This window comes from Usitatibacter palustris (assembly GCF_013003985.1).
Taxonomy (GTDB): Bacteria; Pseudomonadota; Gammaproteobacteria; order Burkholderiales; family Usitatibacteraceae; genus Usitatibacter; species Usitatibacter palustris.
Genome location: NZ_CP053073.1, coordinates 3,126,545 through 3,144,323, shown reverse-complemented (window position 1 = coordinate 3,144,323; position 17,779 = coordinate 3,126,545). Strand labels below are relative to the sequence as shown.

At 66.1% G+C, this 17,779-nt stretch carries 15 protein-coding genes; 13 read left to right on the top strand and 2 right to left on the bottom strand.

Going from position 1 to position 17,779, the window contains the following annotated elements; genetic code table 11:
* The first annotated feature begins 105 nt into the window (after positions 1 to 105).
* Positions 106 to 465 (top strand): cupin domain-containing protein, encoded by a 360-nt coding sequence (locus DSM104440_RS15280; RefSeq protein ID WP_171164116.1) that lies wholly within the window; start codon positions 106 to 108, stop codon positions 463 to 465.
* Positions 422 to 2,248, top strand: coding sequence for an ABCB family ABC transporter ATP-binding protein/permease (locus DSM104440_RS15275; protein ID WP_171164114.1), 1,827 nt, complete (start codon positions 422 to 424; stop codon positions 2,246 to 2,248). The genes DSM104440_RS15280 and DSM104440_RS15275 overlap by 44 nt, the downstream gene beginning before the upstream one ends.
* Before the next feature lie 157 nt (positions 2,249 to 2,405).
* On the opposite strand, the gene DSM104440_RS15270 is transcribed toward DSM104440_RS15275, so the two are convergent.
* Both DSM104440_RS15270 and DSM104440_RS15265 read right to left on the bottom strand, forming a co-directional pair.
* Positions 2,406 to 3,197: an alpha/beta fold hydrolase gene (locus tag DSM104440_RS15270; protein WP_171164112.1), complete on the bottom strand. Its 792-nt coding sequence runs from the start codon at positions 3,195 to 3,197 to the stop codon at positions 2,406 to 2,408.
* Entirely contained in the window at positions 3,198 to 4,496 is a 1,299-nt protein-coding gene (locus tag DSM104440_RS15265) for an O-acetylhomoserine aminocarboxypropyltransferase (RefSeq protein ID WP_171164110.1), read from the bottom strand.
* 104 nt (positions 4,497 to 4,600) lie between these two features.
* Here DSM104440_RS15265 and pbpG point away from each other — a divergent pair, with 104 nt between their 5' ends.
* The 11 genes from pbpG (at position 4,601) to DSM104440_RS15205 (ending at position 17,779) form a co-directional block, all read left to right on the top strand.
* Complete coding sequence (gene pbpG / locus DSM104440_RS15260; protein ID WP_246212023.1) at positions 4,601 to 5,509, top strand: D-alanyl-D-alanine endopeptidase; 909 nt, start codon at positions 4,601 to 4,603, stop codon at positions 5,507 to 5,509.
* Between the two features lie 19 nt (positions 5,510 to 5,528).
* Entirely contained in the window at positions 5,529 to 7,418 is a 1,890-nt protein-coding gene (locus DSM104440_RS15255) for a peptidoglycan DD-metalloendopeptidase family protein (protein ID WP_171164108.1), read from the top strand.
* Positions 7,419 to 7,439: 21 nt separating this feature from the next.
* On the top strand, positions 7,440 to 8,162 hold the full coding sequence (locus DSM104440_RS15250; RefSeq protein WP_171164106.1) for a (Fe-S)-binding protein: 723 nt from the start codon (positions 7,440 to 7,442) through the stop codon (positions 8,160 to 8,162).
* A gap of 207 nt (positions 8,163 to 8,369) precedes the next feature.
* Entirely contained in the window at positions 8,370 to 9,794 is a 1,425-nt protein-coding gene (locus DSM104440_RS15245; protein WP_171164104.1) for a LutB/LldF family L-lactate oxidation iron-sulfur protein, read from the top strand.
* Entirely contained in the window at positions 9,776 to 10,447 is a 672-nt protein-coding gene (locus DSM104440_RS15240; protein WP_212758100.1) for a LutC/YkgG family protein, read from the top strand. Before DSM104440_RS15245 ends, DSM104440_RS15240 begins: the two co-directional genes overlap by 19 nt.
* The gene (locus DSM104440_RS15235; RefSeq protein ID WP_246212022.1) at positions 10,444 to 11,724 is read left to right on the top strand and encodes a citrate transporter; all 1,281 of its coding nucleotides are present in this window, start codon (positions 10,444 to 10,446) and stop codon (positions 11,722 to 11,724) included. The genes DSM104440_RS15240 and DSM104440_RS15235 overlap by 4 nt, the downstream gene beginning before the upstream one ends.
* A gap of 108 nt (positions 11,725 to 11,832) precedes the next feature.
* Complete coding sequence (locus tag DSM104440_RS15230) at positions 11,833 to 12,984, top strand: TRAP transporter substrate-binding protein (RefSeq protein WP_171164100.1); 1,152 nt, start codon at positions 11,833 to 11,835, stop codon at positions 12,982 to 12,984.
* A 76-nt stretch (positions 12,985 to 13,060) separates the two neighbouring features.
* On the top strand, positions 13,061 to 13,684 hold the full coding sequence (locus DSM104440_RS15225; protein WP_171164098.1) for a TRAP transporter small permease subunit: 624 nt from the start codon (positions 13,061 to 13,063) through the stop codon (positions 13,682 to 13,684).
* Complete coding sequence (locus DSM104440_RS15220) at positions 13,681 to 15,873, top strand: TRAP transporter large permease (protein ID WP_246212020.1); 2,193 nt, start codon at positions 13,681 to 13,683, stop codon at positions 15,871 to 15,873. Before DSM104440_RS15225 ends, DSM104440_RS15220 begins: the two co-directional genes overlap by 4 nt.
* Before the next feature lie 99 nt (positions 15,874 to 15,972).
* The gene (locus tag DSM104440_RS15210; protein ID WP_246212018.1) at positions 15,973 to 16,905 is read left to right on the top strand and encodes a 2-hydroxyacid dehydrogenase; all 933 of its coding nucleotides are present in this window, start codon (positions 15,973 to 15,975) and stop codon (positions 16,903 to 16,905) included.
* A gap of 10 nt (positions 16,906 to 16,915) precedes the next feature.
* A complete protein-coding gene (locus tag DSM104440_RS15205) occupies positions 16,916 to 17,779 on the top strand; it encodes an NAD(P)-dependent oxidoreductase (protein WP_171164094.1) in 864 nt (287 codons plus the stop codon).

Below are 17,779 nucleotides of genomic sequence, written 5' to 3'. Positions count from 1 at the left end.
GTGCGATGCTAGGAGCATCCCCGGGCGGAAAGCAATCCGACAATCCGGCGGCGGTCGATGGCTTTTCCACTACCATTGTCGGACGCATTTTCGAAAGCCCCTCCCATGGACAAGGTCAATCTCGCGGACAAGCTCGCGCGCATCGGCACGCATTGGGATCCGAAGATCGTCGCCGACCTGAACGGCCAGCACGTGAAGCTCGTGAAATTCCTCGGCCCCTTCGAATGGCACCACCATGCCAACGAGGACGAGATGTTCCTCGTCGTGAAGGGCGAGTTCGACATGGAGCTGCGCGACAAGGTCGTGCACCTGGCCGCGGGCGAATTCATCGTGATTCCGCGCGGCGTCGAGCACCGCCCCAATGCGCGCGAAGAAGTCGAAGTGCTCCTCTTCGAACCCGCCACCACGCTCAATACCGGCAATGTCCGTAGCGACCGCACCCGCGAAACCCTCGAGCGCCTCTAGCGCCGCGCCGCCCCAGGGCGACCTCGGCGTCATCGCGAAGCTCCTCCCGTACCTCTGGGAATACCGGGGGCGGGTATTGCTCGCGCTCGGCTTCCTCGTCGCGGCGAAGCTCACCAACATCGGCGTGCCCGTCGTGATGAAGGGCATCGTCGACGGGTTGTCCGGTCCCCACGCCGTGCTGGCCGTTCCGGTGGCGCTGCTCGTGGCCTACGGCGTGCTGCGGCTTTCGAGCACGCTCTTCAACGAGCTTCGCGACGTCGTGTTCGTGAAGGTCTCGCACCGCGCGATGCGCCGCGTCGCGCTCGAAGTCTTCCATCACCTCCACGCGCTCTCGCTTCGCTTCCACCTCGAGCGCCAGACCGGCGGCCTCACCCGGGAGATCGAACGGGGCACGCGCGGCATTTCAACACTGCTGTCGTTCATGGTCTTCAGCGTGCTGCCCACGCTGCTGGAGATGGCGCTCGTCACGGGCTTCCTCATCGTCCGCTTCGACGTGTGGTTCGGCGTGATCACGGTCGCGGCAATCATCCTCTACGTGGCACTCACGTTCGCGATCTCCGAGTGGCGCACGCAACACCGCCGCACGATGAACGACATGGACTCGAAGGCGAACACGCGCGCCGTCGATTCGCTGCTCAACTACGAGACGGTGAAGTACTTCGGCAACGAGAAGTGGGAAGCCGACCGCTACGACGACACGCTCAAGCGCTATGAGCGCGCGGCAGTCACTAGCGAGACCTCGCTGGGACTGCTCAACGCGGCCCAGGCGGCGGTGATCGCGCTCGCAGTGTCGCTGCTCATGTGGCGCGCGGCCGACGGCATCGTGGTGGGCAAGCTCACGCTGGGCGACCTCGTGATGGTGAACGCGCTGCTCATCCAGCTCTACATCCCGCTCAATTTCCTGGGCGTGATGTACCGCGAGATGAAGCAGGCCTTCATCGACATGGAGAAGATGTTCAAGCTCCTCTCCGAGAACCGCGAGGTGCAGGACAAACCGAATGCTCCGGCCGTGAAGATCACCGGCGCGGCGATCGCGTTCGAGAACGTGGACTTCAGCTACGACGGTCGCCGTCAGATCCTCCAGGGCGTGAGCTTCGAGGTGCCCGCGGGCCACACGGTCGCGGTGGTGGGCGCGAGCGGCTCGGGAAAGAGCACGCTCGCGCGCCTGCTCTTCCGGTTCTACGACGTGCAGCAGGGGCGCATCACGATCGACGGCCAGGATTTGCGCGACGTCACGCAGGCGAGTGTCCGCGCGGCGATGGGCATCGTTCCGCAGGACACGGTGCTCTTCAACGACACGATCTACTACAACATCGCCTACGGCCGGCCCGGCTCGACGCGCGAGGAGATCGTCGCCGCGGCCGAGGTCGCGCACATCCGCGAGTTCATCGAACGCCAGCCCGACGGCTGGGAGACCACGGTGGGCGAGCGCGGGCTCAAGCTCTCGGGCGGCGAGAAACAGCGCGTGTCGATCGCGCGCACGATGCTCAAGAACCCGCCGATCCTCATCTTCGACGAGGCCACCTCGGCGCTCGATTCGAAGACCGAGAAGTCGATCCAGGGCGAGCTGCGGCAGATCGCGCGCGACCGCTCCGCGCTGGTGATCGCGCATCGCCTGTCCACGGTGGTCGACGCCGACGCGATCCTCGTGATGCACGACGGCCGGATCATCGAGCGCGGCAGCTTCCGCGACCTCATGGCGCAGGACGGGCGTTTCGCGGAGATGTGGCGCCTGCAGCAGGAAGAGGACCGCCACCGGATCGTCGAGGCGAGCGTCCTGTAGGCGCCGCGACTTTCGTCGCGGGCGTATGCGACTTCTGCTCCATTGCCGCGGGCGGCCCACGCGCCTAGTCTGTGCAGGCACCCATCAGGGAGGTGCCCCATAAGCGCACATGGAGTGCGGCGGCTGGCTCGACCGGCCGCCGCAACTTCCTAAGGCTTCAGCCCAGGAAGCCGCGCAATGCCGCCAACGTCTCGCGCGGCGCTTCCGACATCGGCGTATGACCCGCCCCAGGAATCGACGCGAAACGCGCCCCCGGAATGGCATTGGCGAGCGCGCGCCCGTTCTCGGGCGGCGTCATGCGGTCCCGCGTTCCCGAAACCACCAGCACGGGCAGGTCCAGGGCAAGGAGCGCGGCCGGATCCGGCGAATACGTGTTGCAGGCGTTCAGGTCGGCGTGCTGGACGCCCGGCGCGGTGCGGCCATTGAGCCGCCGGCTCGCGCCCACGAGCGAAATCCCCGGAACCGGGCTCACCTGCAATTCCACGTGCCGCGCATGGCTCCAGTTGGTCGCCATGTCGAAGGCCTCGGGCGCGTCGTCGCGCGCCGCCGCGAGGAAGGGCTCGCCCACGGGCATGGGGACCGATGCGCCGATGAGCACCAGGCTGCGCACGCGGACGCGGTGCCGCAGCGCGAGATCGAGCGCGACGAGGGCGCCGAGGCTGTGGCCGACGACGGCGGCATCGGACACGCCCGCGGCCACGATCAGCTCCGCGACCCAGTCAGCCATCGCGGGCACCGAGGTCCGCGCCGTGCCGGGGCTGCGCCCGTGCGCCGGAAGGTCGGGTGCGAGGACCGTGAACCCGTGGTGCGCGAAGTAGCGCGACTGCCATTGCCAGGTGCTGTGGTCGTTCGAGGAGCCGTGGATGAACACCAGCGCGCGCGCCTTGGGATCGAAGGGGCGGCCACCGGTGTAGGCGTAGGCGGGATAGCCCTGGACGATGAAGCGCATCTACTTTCGCGAGGCGTGCAGCGCCCGCGACAGGTCCTCGATGAGGTCGTCGGGATGCTCGAGGCCGATGGACAGGCGCACCGTGCCCGGCGTGATGCCGGCCGCGGCGAGCGCGGCATCGTCCATGCGGAAGTGCGTCGTCGAGGCCGGATGGATCACGAGGGACTTCGCGTCGCCGATGTTGGCCAGGTGCGAGAAGAGCGTGAGCTTCTCGATGAAGCGCTTGCCGGCATCGCGCCCGCCCTTCAGCTCGAAGGAGAGCAGGGCGCTCGCGCCGCGCGGATAGAGGCGCTTCGCGAGCGCGTGGCCCGGGTGCGAGGCGAGGTCCGGGTGGTGCACGCGCGTCACCGCTTCGTGCGAGGCGAGGAATGACACGATTTTCGAGGTGGTTTCGACGTGCCGCGGCATCCGCAGGTGCAGCGTTTCCATGCCCTGCAGGATCTGGAACGCGGTCATCGGGGCCATGCAGGCACCAAAGTCTCTCAGCCCTTCGCGCCTCGCGCGTAGGAGGAATGCGCTCGTCGGGGACTCCTCCGTGAACACCATCCCATGGAAGCCCGCGTAGGACTCCGTAAGACTCGGGAACTTCCCCGACCGGTCCCACTCGAATCGCCCGCCATCGACGAGCACGCCCCCGATCACGACGCCGTGGCCCGACAGGAATTTCGTCGCGGAATGCATCACCAGGTGGGCCCCCATCTCGAGGGATTTCCCGAGGTACGGGGTGGTGACGGTCGCATCGACGAGCAGCGGAATGCCGTGTTCGGCGGCCAGTGCGGCGAGGGCCGGGATGTCGAGGACGTCGACCGAGGGATTGCCGACGCTTTCGCCGAACAGCAGGCGCGTTTCAGGCGTAATGGCGGCCCGCCATTCGGCAAGGCTGCCCGATGGTACAAAGCTCGTACGGATTCCGAATCTCGGCAGGGTGTAGGCGAACAGGTTGTGCGAGCCGCCGTAGAGGCTCGCGGAGGACACGATGTGCCCCCCGGCGCCCATGAGCGTCGCAACCGCCAGGTGCAGCGCGGCCTGGCCACTCGCCGTGGCAATGGCGCCCACCCCGCCCTCGAGCGCGGCGACGCGTTCCTCGAAGACCGCCACGGTCGGGTTCGACAGGCGGGAGTAGACGTGGCCCGGCAGCTCCATGTTGAACAGGGCCGCGGCGGTATCTGTATCCGGAAAGACGTAGGACGACGTTTGATAGATCGGCACGGCGCGTGCGCCGGTGGCCGGATCGGGGGACTGCCCGGCGTGGACCGCCAGGGTGTCCGGATGAGGGGTTTTGGGGCCGGAATGCGCCATGAAAATCAGGAGCTTGGATGAGTTTCTTCAGATTTAGGTCATCTTGTCACATGGGGGTCAAGTTTGCTATGGTGTCGCCTGCCCTTCGTCCCTCTTGGCGCACTATGAAAACATTGCTCGCGACGCTCCTCGCCGCGCTCATCCCCATGAGCGTGATGGCGGCTGACAAGCAGTCGCCGCAGGCGCGCGCCATCAAGGCCAAGAACACCGCGAAGATCGAGACCGCGAACGGAGCGGAGCCGGCACTCGCTTCCAGCGCTGCGCTGGTGATCGACGCCAACACCGGCCAGACGCTCTACGCGAAGAACGCGGAGCTGGCGGTGCCGATCGCCTCCATCACCAAGGTGATGACGGCGATGGTCGTTCTCGACGCGAAGCTCCCCCTGGACGAGGCCGTGCAGCTCGCCAACGAAGACATCGACACCATCAAGAATTCGAAGTCGCGCCTGCCCATCGGCACGCACTTCCGCCGCGACGACCTGATCCGCCTCGCCCTCATGGCCTCGGACAATCGCGCGGCCCTGGCGCTCGGCCGTTCCTACCCGGGCGGCACGACGGCCTTCGTCGAGGCGATGAACGCGAAGGCGAAGGTGCTGGGCCTCAATCACACGCATTTCACCGACGCGGCGGGCCTCGCGCCCTCCAACGTCGCGAGTCCCGCGGATCTCGGCAAGCTGGTCGCCGCCGCCTCGACCTACGACCTCATCCGCGAATACTCGACCACGCCGTCGGCCGACGTCACGCTGCCCAACACCGGCCGCAAGGTGGGCTTCGTGAACACCAACGTCCTCGTGCGTTCGTCCGACTGGAACATCGGCCTGTCGAAGACGGGCTACATCAGCGAGGCGGGAAAGTGCCTGGTGATGATGGCGCGCATCGCCAACCAGCCGGTGGTCATCGTGCTGATGGATTCGTGGGGTCGCCTCACGCGGATCGGCGATGCCAATCGCATCCGCAAGTGGCTCGAGAAGAACCCGCCGAAGGTCGCCGTTACGCCGCAACGCAGCGGCTGACGTTCCGGATTCGCTTTCCATGAGACGCGTCGTCTTTTCGCTGCTGCTGCTTGCGGCGATGGCGGCTGCGCGGGCGGAATTCGTCGCGGTTCCGATGCACGAGGACCGCATCTCCGAAGCCGAGCGCGAGCGCATCTGGAGCGAGATCCGCGCCTCCGAATCGCAGTTCGTATTGCCGGTCGCCAAGGCCACCTCCCGTCCGGCGTTCGCCTGGCCCTTGCGCGCCGCGCGAGGCTACACGGGCACGGGTTTCGATGCGATAGCCGCATTCGTCGATCACGATTCGACCGTCGGCACCGTGCGCGACTTCCAATGCGGCACGCGCTCATACGACCGCACGGGCTACAACCACAAGGGCACCGACATCTCGATCTACCCCGATTCCTGGGGCGTGATGGCCGCGGGCCAGGTCGAGGTCATCGCCGCCGCCCCGGGCACGATCATCTTCCGCGAGGACGGCAACCCGGACCGGAACTGCCAGATCAACGATGCCGCGCGCTGGAACGCCGTCTACGTGCGCCACGACGACGGCTCGGTCGCCTGGTATGGCCACATGAAGAGCGGCTCGCTCACCGCGAAGGGCGTCGGCTCGCGCGTGGCGGTGGGTGAATACCTGGGCACGGTGGGCAGCTCGGGCGCCTCGTCGGGACCGCACCTTCACTTCGAGGTCTACGATTCCCTCGCGCGCCTCGTCGATCCCTTCCAGGGCCAGTGCAATTCGCTCAACACGGATTCGTGGTGGGCCACGCAGCCGGCGTATCGCGAAACGCGGGTGAACCGCGTGGTCACCGCGAGCGCGGCCCCGGTGCTGAGCTCCTGCGGCACGAACGGGACGATCGACAATCCCGGATCGATCAGCGAGAAGACTGCGTTCAAGCCCGGCGACACCGTGTACCTCGTCGGCTTCGTGCGGGACCTGCTCGAGACCGTGCCGGTTTCCGGTCGCCTGCTGCGGCCCGATGGCACCGTCGCGCGCACGTGGAGCGGCAATACGCATCCGACCACCACCGCGGCCTACTACTACCAGCCCTATCCGCTGCCGGTCGATGCGGCCGAGGGCACGTGGATCGTCGAAGTCACGGCCGGATCGAGCACGTCGCGCGCGCCGTTCATGGTGACGCCGACGGGCGCGCCGATCGCCAACTACACCGACCTCTGGTGGAACGCGAACGAGAGCGGCTGGGGCGTGAACATCAACCACCAGGGCGATCTCATCTTCGCGACGTGGTTCACGTACGACACCGACGGCGAGGGGCTCTGGCTCTCGATGCCCGAAGCGCGCCGGGCGTACGACGGCGCGTTCAACGGCACGCTCTATCGCACGACGGGCATTCCCTTCCAGCAGATCGCCGGCGGCCCGGCCATGGTCGATACGCCCAACGCCGTGGGCGTGGGCAGCTTCCAGTTCACCGGCCCCGATACCGGCACGTTCTCGTACACGGTCAACGGCGTGAGCCAGCGCAAGAACATCACGCGCCTGCCCATCTCGACGCCCACCGTGTGCATGGCGACCAAGGGGTCGCGCGCCTCCCTCACGAACTACCAGGACCTCTGGTGGAACCCGGCCGAGCGCGGCTGGGGCGTGAACATCACGCACCAGGGCCAGATCATCTTCGCGACGTGGTTCACGTACAACGCGGGCGGCCGGGGCCAGTGGATCAGCGCCTCCGACGTGCGCCGCCAGCCCACCGGCGAATATCGCGGCCGCCTGTATCGCACGCATGGCGTGGCCTTCGATCGCATCGCGGGCGCGCCGGCCATCACCGGGGGCGCGGTCGATGTCGGCGAGGTGACCTTCACTTTCATCGACGGCGAGAATGCCCGCATGGATTACACCCTCGATGGCGTGACCCAGTCGCGCACCGTCACGCGATACCTCGCGGGTACTTTGTTGCCGCTCTGCCGCTAGCGCATCCCGCATAATGCGGGCATGAAAGTCGGCCTCTTCGTCACCTGCCTCGTCGACCTCGTCCGTCCCTCGATCGGTTTCGCCACGCTCAAGTTGCTCGAGGACGCGGGCTGCGAGGTGGTGGTTCCGGCGACACAGACCTGCTGCGGCCAACCCGGCTACAACTCCGGCGCGCGTGAAGCAGCGATCGACCTCGCGCGCAAGGTGCTCGCCGAATTCCGCGACTGCGACTACGTGGTCGCGCCCTCGGGCTCGTGCTCGGGCCAGGTCAAGGTCCACTACGTCGAAGACCTCTTCCGCGACGCGCCCGACCGCGCGGAGTTCGAGGCGCTCGCGGCGAAGTGGTACGAGCTTTCCGATTTTCTCGTGAATGTGCTGAAGCTGGCGAAGGTGCCGGGCACGTTCCAGGGCGACGTCACCTATCACGACTCGTGCTCGGGCCTGCGCGAGCTCAAGGTGAAGATGCAGCCGCGCTATCTCCTGCAGATGGCCGGCGCCGGCATCGCCGAGATGCCCGAGTGCGAGAAGTGCTGCGGCTTCGGCGGCACGTTCTCCGTGAAGCTCGGGGACATCGCCACGCGCATGGCGGAAAACAAGGTCGCGAATGCGCGCTCGACGGGCGCACGCACCATCGCGGGCGGTGACCTCGGTTGCCTCCTACACATCGAAGGCCGGCTGCGCCGCGAGGGCGACCGCGACACTCGCGTGGCTCACTTCGCCGAATTGATCGCGGGTGGTGGCTGACGATGGGCCTAAGGCTTTGGAACCGCCGATGAACGCCGATGTAACGCCGATTGCCGCGGATAAAAGCATGAAGGGTGCAGGTCCGCCCGACGGATGCGCTCGCGACACTCTGAGCAACCCACGCTCACTATCATCGGCGGCAATCGGCGTTACATCGGCGTTCATCGGCGGTTCCAAAGCCTTTTGCCAGCACTTGAGGAGAGGCTGATGCGGGTTCAGTCGATGTTCTTCAAGAAGAACGCCACCGAGAAGCTCGACGACGCGGTGCTCCAGCGCAACCTGCGCACGGCCAAGGGCAAGTTCGTCGATGGCCGCGCAAAGGCGGTCGCTGAGATCGACGAGTGGGAAGCCATCCGCACGCACGCCGCGGCGCTGCGCGACCGCGCACTCGCCGACCTCGATGCCTATCTCGTGGAGTTCGAGCGCAATGCGATCCGCCGCGGGACGGTCGTGCACTGGGCGCAGACCGCGCAGGAGGCCTGTGCCATCGCGGTGGAGATCGCGCGCGCGAATGGCGTTCGCAAGGTCACGAAGTCGAAGTCCATGGTCTCGGAGGAAGTGAACCTCAACGAGCGGCTCGAGGAAGCCGGCATCGAGGTGATCGAGACGGACCTCGGTGAATACATCCTGCAACTCGCCCATGAGCCGCCTTCGCACATCGTGGCACCCGCCGTGCACAAGTCGAAGGAGCAGGTGGCCGAGCTCTTCGAAGCGGCGCACAAGAAGCCGCGGCTCACCGACATCGCACAGATGACGCGCGAGGCGCGCGAGGCGCTGCGCGACCACTTCCTCACGGCGGACATGGGCATCTCGGGCTCGAACTTCGTGATCGCCGAAACGGGCACCACGCTCACGGTGACCAACGAAGGCAACGCCGACATGGTCACGACGCTGCCGCGCATCCACTGCGTGATCACCGGTATCGAGAAGGTGATCCCGACGCTCGAGGATTTCGCGACCCTCATCCGATTGCTGCCGCGCTCGGCAATCGGCCAGACCATCGGCAACTACCTCACGCTCACCACGGGCGTGAAGGGTCCCGGCGACACCGACGGCCCCGAGCAGATGCACGTGATCCTCGTGGACGCGGGGCGCTCGAAGTTCGTCGGCACCGAGATGCAGTCGATGCTTCGCTGCATCCGCTGCGGGGCGTGCATGAACCATTGCCCCGTCTACCAGAACGTCGGCGGCCACGCGTACGGCTGGGTGTATCCCGGCCCGATGGGCTCGGTCCTGACACCGGTCTACGTCGGCATCGAAAACGCGGGCGATCTTCCGAACGCGGCGACGTTCTGCGGGGAGTGCGCGGTCGTTTGCCCGGTGAAGATCCCGCTGCCCGACCTCATGCGCAAGCTTCGCGAGCAGCAGTTCAACGAACGCCTGCGGCCGTGGACCGAGCGTTTCGCGATCCGCGCGTGGAGCTACGCCGCGCGCCGGCCGAAGCTGTACGCGCTGCTCACGAGGTTCGCTGCGGAGTTCGGCGCGCGTCTCGGTGGCAGGGAGAAGCTGATCCACTACTGGCCCGGGCTCGACGGCTGGACGCGCGGACGCGACATTCCGGCGCCCGAGGGACGCACGTTCCGCGAGCTCTACCGCGAACGGCTGCGCGCTCCGTGGCGGGTGAAGCCGTGAGCGCGCGCGAGGCCATCCTCACCCGCATCCGCGCCGCGCAGGGGCGCCAGGGTGCCGAACCCGATGCGACGCAGCTCGAGCGCGTGCGCGCCACCATCGCGCGCCACGAGGCGGGCCCGCTGCCGGGCAATGCGCGAAACGCCGATCCGGTCGCGAAATTCCGCGCGGAGTGCGATCGCGTGGGCACGACGCACGCCGAAGTCGGTTCGATCGACGCGGTGCCGGCCGAAGTCGCCCGCTACCTGCGTGCCAACAACCTCGAGGCGCGCGTGGCGGCCTGGCACGAGTTCGCGGAACTCGACTGGACGGCCGCAGGTGTTGCCGTCGACGACCGTCCTGCCAACCCGAACGACCGCACCGGCCTCACGGGTTGCTTCTGCACGATCGCCGAGACCGGCACGCTGCTGCTGCTATCCTCGCCGGCGACGCCGAAGGTCACCGCATTGCTGCCCGAGACGCACCTGTGCGTCGCGAGCAAGTCTCGCCTGGTGAACACGATGGAAGATTCATTTGCGTTGTTGCGGCGCGAGAGAGGTGAGCCGCCGCGCGCGACGTTCTTCGTATCCGGACCGTCAAGAACTGCCGACATCGAGCAAACGATCGTGATCGGCGCCCATGGACCCTACCGCGTGCACGTGATCCTCATCCCATGACTGAAGTGTTCGGCATTCCCGTCGATTTCATCCTGTTCGCGCTGACGCTCCTGGGCGTCGCGCTCTTCCATCGCCACACGCTGTGGGTCGCGCTCGGCGGGCTGGCGACGATCACGATCTACAAGCTCCTCTTCACGGGCTTCAAGACGGGCTCGGGCCTGACCGCCCTCATGGCGCACATGGGCCACGAGACCAACATCCTCACGAACCTGCTGGGGCTGCTGATGGGGTTCGCGCTGCTCTCCGACCACTTCGAGAAGAGCCACGTGCCGCTCGAGCTGCCGCGCTTCCTGCCCGACGACTGGAAGGGCGCCTTCATGCTGCTCGTCCTCGTGTTCGTGCTCTCCAGCTTCCTCGACAACATCGCCGCAGCGATCATCGGCGGCACGATGGCGGGCGCCGTCTTCCGCAAGAAGGTGCATATCGGGTACCTCGCCGCCATCGTCGCGGCGTCGAATGCGGGCGGCGCGGGCAGCGTGGTGGGCGATACGACGACCACGATGATGTGGATCGACGGCGTGAACCCGCTCCACGTGCTCGACGCCTACATCGCCTCTTTCGCGGCGCTTGCCTTCTTCGGTTACTTCGCCGCGCGCCAGCAGCACGCCTATTCGCCGATCATGAAGGACATGCCCGCAGGCACGCACATCGATTGGGCGCGGCTTGCGATCGTGGCCATCATCCTGGTCGCGGCGATCGGCTCCAACGTGATCGCCAACCTGTACTTCAAGAACGCCCTGGACCACTACCCCGTGATCGGCATCGCGGTCTGGGTCGCGATTCTCGCGACCTCCGTGTGGCGCCAGCCCGACTGGAAACTGTTGCCCGGCGCCTTCAAGGGCTCGATCTTCCTGCTGGCGTTGGTGACTTGCGCCTCGATGATGCCCGTCGAGAAGCTGCCCGCAGCATCGTGGCCCACGACCCTGGGCCTCGGTTTCGTGTCGTCGATCTTCGACAACATCCCGCTGACGGCGCTTGCACTGAAACAGGGCGGCTACGACTGGGGCGTGCTCGCCTATGCCGTGGGCTTCGGCGGTTCGATGATCTGGTTCGGCTCGAGCGCCGGCGTCGCCCTCTCGAATACCTACCCCGAAGCGCGCAATGTGGGCCAATGGCTGCGGCACGGCTGGCATATCGCGGTGGGGTACGTGATCGGCTTCTTCGTCCTGCTGGCCATTCTCGGCTGGCACCCGCAGGAAAAGCGCACCCGGGGTGCGAGTGCGGGGTCCGATATCCAGTGTTGTTACCCGGATGAGGGTAAAAAACCGCATTCCTGACCCTTGTCTATTGCCTTGGCAGGGCGCGCAGGGATAGGATTCCAAGGCCAAAAGCGACGCACCTTCCCCGAAGCAAGCGCGCAATTCCAACACCCGAGGAGAACCCTGATGAGCGACAAGAAACCCGCGCCGACTGCGAACACCCGACGTAAATTCCTGGCCGGCGCAACCGCCAGTGCCGGTGCCGCAGCCCTTGCATTCCCGATGATCGCCAAGGGCCAGACCGGCCCGATTTCCATGCGCTGGCAGTCCACGTGGCCGGCCAAGGACATCTTCCACGAGTACGCCACCGACTACGCGAAGAAGGTCAACGACATGACCGGCGGCGACCTGAAGATCGAAGTGCTGCCGGCAGGCGCGGTTGTTCCCGCCTTCGGCCTGCTCGATGCCGTGTCGAAGGGCACGCTCGACGGCGGCCACGGCGTGCTGGTCTATCACTACGGCAAGCAGAACGCCCTGGCTCTCTGGGGCTCGGGTCCGGCCTTCGGCATGGACGCGAACCAGCTGCTGTCCTGGCACAAGTACGGCGGCGGCAAGGAGCTCCTGAACAAGCTCTATGCCTCCATCGGCGCGAACGTCGTTTCGTTCCCGTACGGCCCGATGCCCACGCAGCCGCTGGGCTGGTTCAAGAAGCCCATCACGAAGTCCGAGGATTTCAAGGGCATGAAGTTCCGCACGGTCGGCATCTCGATCGACGTGTTCACCGCCCTCGGCGCCGCGGTCAACGCGCTGCCCGGTGGTGAAATCGTCCCCGCGATGGACCGCGGCCTGCTCGACGGCGCCGAGTTCAACAACGCCTCGTCGGATCGCCTCCTCGGCTTCCCGGACGTTTCGAAGACCTGCATGCTGCAGAGCTATCACCAGAACGCCGAGCAGTTCGAGATCATGTTCAACAAGGCGAAGTACGACGCGCTGCCGGAGAAGATGCGCGCCATCATCGCCAATGCCGTCGAGGCCGCTTCCTCGGACATGTCCTGGAAGGCGATCGACCGCTACTCCAAGGACTACAAGGAGATGGCGGCTGGCGGCATCAAGTTCTACAAGACGCCGGACGCCGTGCTCGCCAACCAGCTGAAGGGTTACGACGCCGCCGCCGCCAAGAAGGGCGAAGGCAATGCGCTCTTCAAGGAAATCGAAGCCTCGCAAAAGGCATTCGCTGAGCGTGTCGTGAAGTGGGACCTCGACACGAACGTGGGACGCCGCATGGCGTACAACCACTACTTCGCCCCGGCCGCCGCGGCGCCCGCGAAGAAAGCGTAAGGAAAGTCACCGAAGCAGAGGACACCATCCGGGACCCCCGGATGGTGTCTTTTTTTGAAAGTCCGGAAGGATCCACATGCAGAAGCTGCTGCTGTTCATCGACAAGGTGAGCACCTGGGTGGGACAGGCATTTTCCTGGCTCATCATCGCGCTCACGATGTTCATCACCTGGGAAGTGTTCTCCCGGTACGTGCTGAGCAACCCTCACGCCTATGCGTTCGACACGATGATCATGCTCTACGGGACCCTCTTCATGATGGCCGGCGCCTACACGCTGTCGAAGAACGGCCACGTGCGCGGCGACGTCCTCTACGGCTTCTTCCCGACCCGCCTGCAGGCCGGTCTCGATCTCACGCTGTACATCTGCTTCTTCATTCCCGGCGTCGTCGCCCTCGCGTACGCGGGATTCATCTACGCCGGTGAGTCCTGGGCCATCCGCGAGCACTCGAACGTGACCGCCGACGGGCCGCCCATCTATCCGTTCAAGACCATCATCCCCATCGCGGGCGCGTTCCTGCTCGCGCAGGGCATCGTCGAGATCGTGCGCAGCGCGATCGCGTTGAAGACCGGGGTGTGGCCCTCGCGCATCGAGGACGTCGAGGAAGTCGACGTCGAGAAGCTCAAGGAAATGGTGCACGTGAAGGACGAAGACATCGCCAAGCTCGACGCGCTGGTCGTCAAGGAAGGGGCGCGCTCGTGAAGAAGGAAATCTGGTTCGGCTTGTCCATCATGGTCTCGGTCGTGCTGTTCACGATCTGGGCCCTGCCCTCGGCCGCGAACATCACCCAGGGCCACCTGGGCCTGCTGATGCTCTCGCTGGTCGTCGTCGCGATCATGCTCGGCTTCCCGACGGCGTTCACGCTGATGGGCATGGGCATGATCTTCGCGTTCTGCTCGTACTGGATGGGCGGCGGCCACGACGCCGGCACCGCGCTCAAGAACACGCTCGACCTCATGGTGCAGCGCGCTTATTCCGTGATGGCCAACGACGTGCTGATCTCCATCCCGCTCTTCGTGTTCATGGGTTATCTCGTCGAGCGCGCGAACCTCATCGAGCGCCTCTTCAAGAGCCTGCACCTCGCGCTCGCGCGGATCCCGGGCTCGCTCGCGGTCGCGACCCTCGTGACCTGCGCGGTGTTCGCCACGGCCACGGGCATCGTGGGCGCGGTGGTCACGCTGATGGGCCTGCTCGCCCTTCCGGCGATGCTGCGCGCCGGCTACAACGTGAAGGTCTCCGCGGGCGTCATCACCGCGGGCGGGTGCCTGGGCATCCTCATCCCGCCTTCCGTGATGCTGATCCTCTACGGTGCGACCGCCGGCGTATCCGTGGTGAAGCTGTACGCGGGCGCCTTCTTCCCCGGCCTCATGCTGGCGGGCCTCTACATTGTCTACGTGATCGTCCTTGCGAAGCTCAAGCCCGATTGGGCGCCACCCCTGCCAGAGAGCGAGCGCCACGTCGACCTCCCGCCGCAGCTGGCCGCGCTCGAGAAGTCGCAGGGTCCGAAGGTGCTCACGGGTCTCATCCGCGGATTGCGCGGCAAGGTCGAGGTCCCGGGCGATGCCAAGGCACTGCGCAAGGAGCTGGCGATCACGCTGCTGCCGGCCATCGTGTTCGCGATCCTGATGGGCCTCACCTGGAATGCGCTCACCAAGGCCAACGCGGTGATCGACACGCAAGCGATCGACATTCGCGACGAGGCGAGCCCGACGGCTCCCTTGGGCGGGCTCGCCGAGCCGCCGTCCGCGGGCCTCGCGGAACCGCCGTCGCCCGGGGGCCTGTCGGAGCCGCCCGCGGAGAAATCCGGACTCGCCGAGCCGCCTGCCGAGAAGTCTTCGGGGCTGGCGGAGCCCCCGGCCGCAAAGCCCGCGCCGGCCGCGGAGAAGGCACCGCCCCAGGCGAAGGCCGCGGCGAAACCGGCACCCGAGGTGTCGCACGACCGCATCCCGGCGCCCAACGGCTTCTGGATCACCCTGGCGATCGTGATCGCGATCCTCACCGTGTTCCACCTCACGCTCACGTTCCCGCGGCTGCAGATCTTCAAGTTGCTGCTCGCGTCGTTCTTTCCGCTCGCGGTCTTGATCCTCGCGGTGCTGGGCACCATCGTCTTCGGGTTGGCCACGCCCACGGAGGCGGCGGCGGTCGGCGCGTTCGGCGGCTTCGTGCTCGCGGCGATCTACGCGTTCAACACTTTGCCCAAGGAGCGCAAGCGCCAGGTTGCCCGGGCCTGGATCCCGATGTGGTTCGTCGGACTCTCCTCGGTCGTGTGGTTCATCCTGCTGCAGGCCGAAGTCGTCGCGACCGGCCCGCCGATGTGGGTGGGCTGGGCCTCGATCATCGCGGTAGGCGCCTGGTGCATTCTCGCGACCTTCCAGGTGAAGCTCGGCGGCACCGTGCGCGAATCGGCCTTCCTCACGGCGAAGACCTCCGCGATGGTGTGCTGGCTCTTCGTCGGTGCCTCGATCTTCTCGGCGGCCTTCGCGTTGCTCGGCGGCCAGGAGATCATCGAGAAGTGGGTGCTGTCGATGGGTCTCACGCCCATCCAGTTCATGATCCTCGCGCAGGCGATCATCTTCCTGCTGGGCTGGCCGCTGGAGTGGACCGAGATCATCGTGATCTTCATGCCGATCTTCATTCCGCTGCTGGCGAAGTTCAACATCGACCCGCTCTTCTTCGGCCTGCTCGTGGCGCTGAACCTGCAGACCGCGTTCCTCTCGCCACCGGTGGCGATGGCCGCCTTCTACCTGAAGGGCGTTTCGCCCCCGCACGTGACGTTGAACCAGATCTTCGCGGGCATGATTCCCTTCATGGGAATCCAGATCATCGCGCTCACGCTGCTCTACATCTGGCCGTCGATCGGGTTGTGGCTGCCGAGCGTGTTGTACAAGTAGGGTTGGAACGGACGCGAGGTTCGTCTACATTCGAGAACCTCGCCTGATGGTCGAATCGTGAAGAAACAAATCCTGGTAACAAGGAAAGTGTTTCCTGGAGTGATCGCGGCGCTCCAGGAGCGCTTCGACGTCGTCACCAATGTCGACGACACGCCCTGGAGTCCCGACGAGATCGCCGCGAAGCTCGCGGGCTGCGAGGCGGCCATGTCCACGGTCCTGTGCAAGTTCGACGCCTCCGTGTTCGAGCGCAACCCGCAGCTGAAGGTCGTCTCCAACATCGCCGTGGGCTACAACAACATCGATGTCGCGGCCGCCACGAAGCATGGCGTGCGCGTGACCAACACGCCTGGCGTGCTCGACGACACCACTGCGGACCTCACGTGGGCGCTGCTGATGGCCACGGCGCGGCGCATCGCGGAAGCCGACGCGTGGGTGCGCGGCGGCGAATGGAAGATCGCCTTCGGGATGCATTCGTTCCTGGGCACCGACATCCACCACGCCACGCTGGGCATCATCGGCATGGGCCGCATCGGCCAGGCGATCGCGCGACGCGCAAGCGGCTTCGACATGACGGTGCTCTATCACAATCGTTCGCCGCTCCCGGCCGAAGACGAGAAGCGCCTGAACGCCACGCGCGTCGAGCGCGACGAGCTCCTTGCACGATCGGACTTCGTGGTCGTGATGGTTCCTTATTCGCCCGCCACCCATCACCTCATCGGCGCGGCGGACATCGCAAAGATGAAACCCGGTGCGATCCTCGTGAACACAGCGCGAGGCGGCGTGGTCGATGACGCCGCGCTGGTCCAGGCTCTCAGGGAAGGGCGCATCGCGGGGGCCGGCCTCGACGTCTTCGAGGGCGAACCGAAGCTGCACGCGGGCTACCTGGATTTCAAGAACGTGGTGCTCACGCCGCACATTGGCAGTGCCACGCGCTCCAACCGGATCAAGATGTGCGAGACCGCGGTCGCGAACCTCACCGCGGTGCTCGACGGCAAGACCCCTGCGAATCTCGTGAACAAAGAACTGGCATAAGGAGCAATCGATGAGCGCAAAAGTGGCATTCCTCGGTCTGGGCGTGATGGGCTTTCCCATGGCGGGTCACCTGAAGGCGAAGGGCTACGACGTCACCGTGTACAACCGCTCGCCCGAGAAGGCGAAGCTCTGGGTGGACAAGCACGGCGGCAAGTCCGCGCCCACGCCCGCCGCCGCGGCGAAGGACCAGGATTTCGTGATGATGTGCGTGGGCAACGACAACGACCTGCTGGCCGTCGCGCTCGGACCCGACGGCGCGCTCGCCGGCATGGCCAAGGGCACCGTGCTCGTGGACCACACGACGGCCTCGGCCGATGCGGCGCGCAAGATCTACGCGGCCGCCAAGGAGAAGGGCATCGCCTTCATCGACGCGCCGGTTTCCGGTGGCCAGGCGGGTGCGGAGAACGGCAAGCTCACGGTGATGTGCGGCGGCGATGCCGCGCCCTTCGAGCGCGCCAAGCCGGTGATGGATTCGTACGCCAAGATGACCACGCTGCTCGGCGGTTCGGGCGCGGGCCAGCTCACGAAGATGGTGAACCAGATCTGCATCGCCGGCCTCGTGCAGGCGCTGTCGGAAGGCATTGCCTTTGCCGAGAAGGCCGGCCTCGACGCGAATCTCGTGCTCGACGTCATCAGCAAGGGCGCGGCGCAATCGTGGCAGATGGAAAACCGCGGCAAGACGATGGTCGAGCGCAAGTTCAACTTCGGCTTCGCGGTGGACTGGATGCGCAAGGACCTGGGCATCTGCCTCGAGGAAGCCAAGCGCAACGGCGCGAAACTTCCGATCACCGAAATTGTCGACAAGTACTACGGCGACGTGCAGAAGGCCGGCGGCACCCGCTTCGATACTTCTTCGCTCATCACGAGGCTCTGA

What these genes read in the sequence shown, in the direction of transcription:
- DSM104440_RS15280 (WP_171164116.1), top strand. Translation starts at nt 106, where the DNA reads ATGGACAAGGTCAATCTCGCGGACAAGCTCGCGCGCATCGGCACGCAT.
- DSM104440_RS15275 (WP_171164114.1), top strand. Translation starts at nt 422, where the DNA reads ATGTCCGTAGCGACCGCACCCGCGAAACCCTCGAGCGCCTCTAGCGCC.
- DSM104440_RS15270 (WP_171164112.1), bottom strand. Translation starts at nt 3,197, where the DNA reads ATGCGCTTCATCGTCCAGGGCTATCCCGCCTACGCCTACACCGGTGGC.
- DSM104440_RS15265 (WP_171164110.1), bottom strand. Translation starts at nt 4,496, where the DNA reads ATGGCGCATTCCGGCCCCAAAACCCCTCATCCGGACACCCTGGCGGTC.
- pbpG (WP_246212023.1), top strand. Translation starts at nt 4,601, where the DNA reads ATGAAAACATTGCTCGCGACGCTCCTCGCCGCGCTCATCCCCATGAGC.
- DSM104440_RS15255 (WP_171164108.1), top strand. Translation starts at nt 5,529, where the DNA reads ATGAGACGCGTCGTCTTTTCGCTGCTGCTGCTTGCGGCGATGGCGGCT.
- DSM104440_RS15250 (WP_171164106.1), top strand. Translation starts at nt 7,440, where the DNA reads ATGAAAGTCGGCCTCTTCGTCACCTGCCTCGTCGACCTCGTCCGTCCC.
- DSM104440_RS15245 (WP_171164104.1), top strand. Translation starts at nt 8,370, where the DNA reads ATGCGGGTTCAGTCGATGTTCTTCAAGAAGAACGCCACCGAGAAGCTC.
- DSM104440_RS15235 (WP_246212022.1), top strand. Translation starts at nt 10,444, where the DNA reads ATGACTGAAGTGTTCGGCATTCCCGTCGATTTCATCCTGTTCGCGCTG.
- DSM104440_RS15230 (WP_171164100.1), top strand. Translation starts at nt 11,833, where the DNA reads ATGAGCGACAAGAAACCCGCGCCGACTGCGAACACCCGACGTAAATTC.
- DSM104440_RS15225 (WP_171164098.1), top strand. Translation starts at nt 13,061, where the DNA reads ATGCAGAAGCTGCTGCTGTTCATCGACAAGGTGAGCACCTGGGTGGGA.
- DSM104440_RS15205 (WP_171164094.1), top strand. Translation starts at nt 16,916, where the DNA reads ATGAGCGCAAAAGTGGCATTCCTCGGTCTGGGCGTGATGGGCTTTCCC.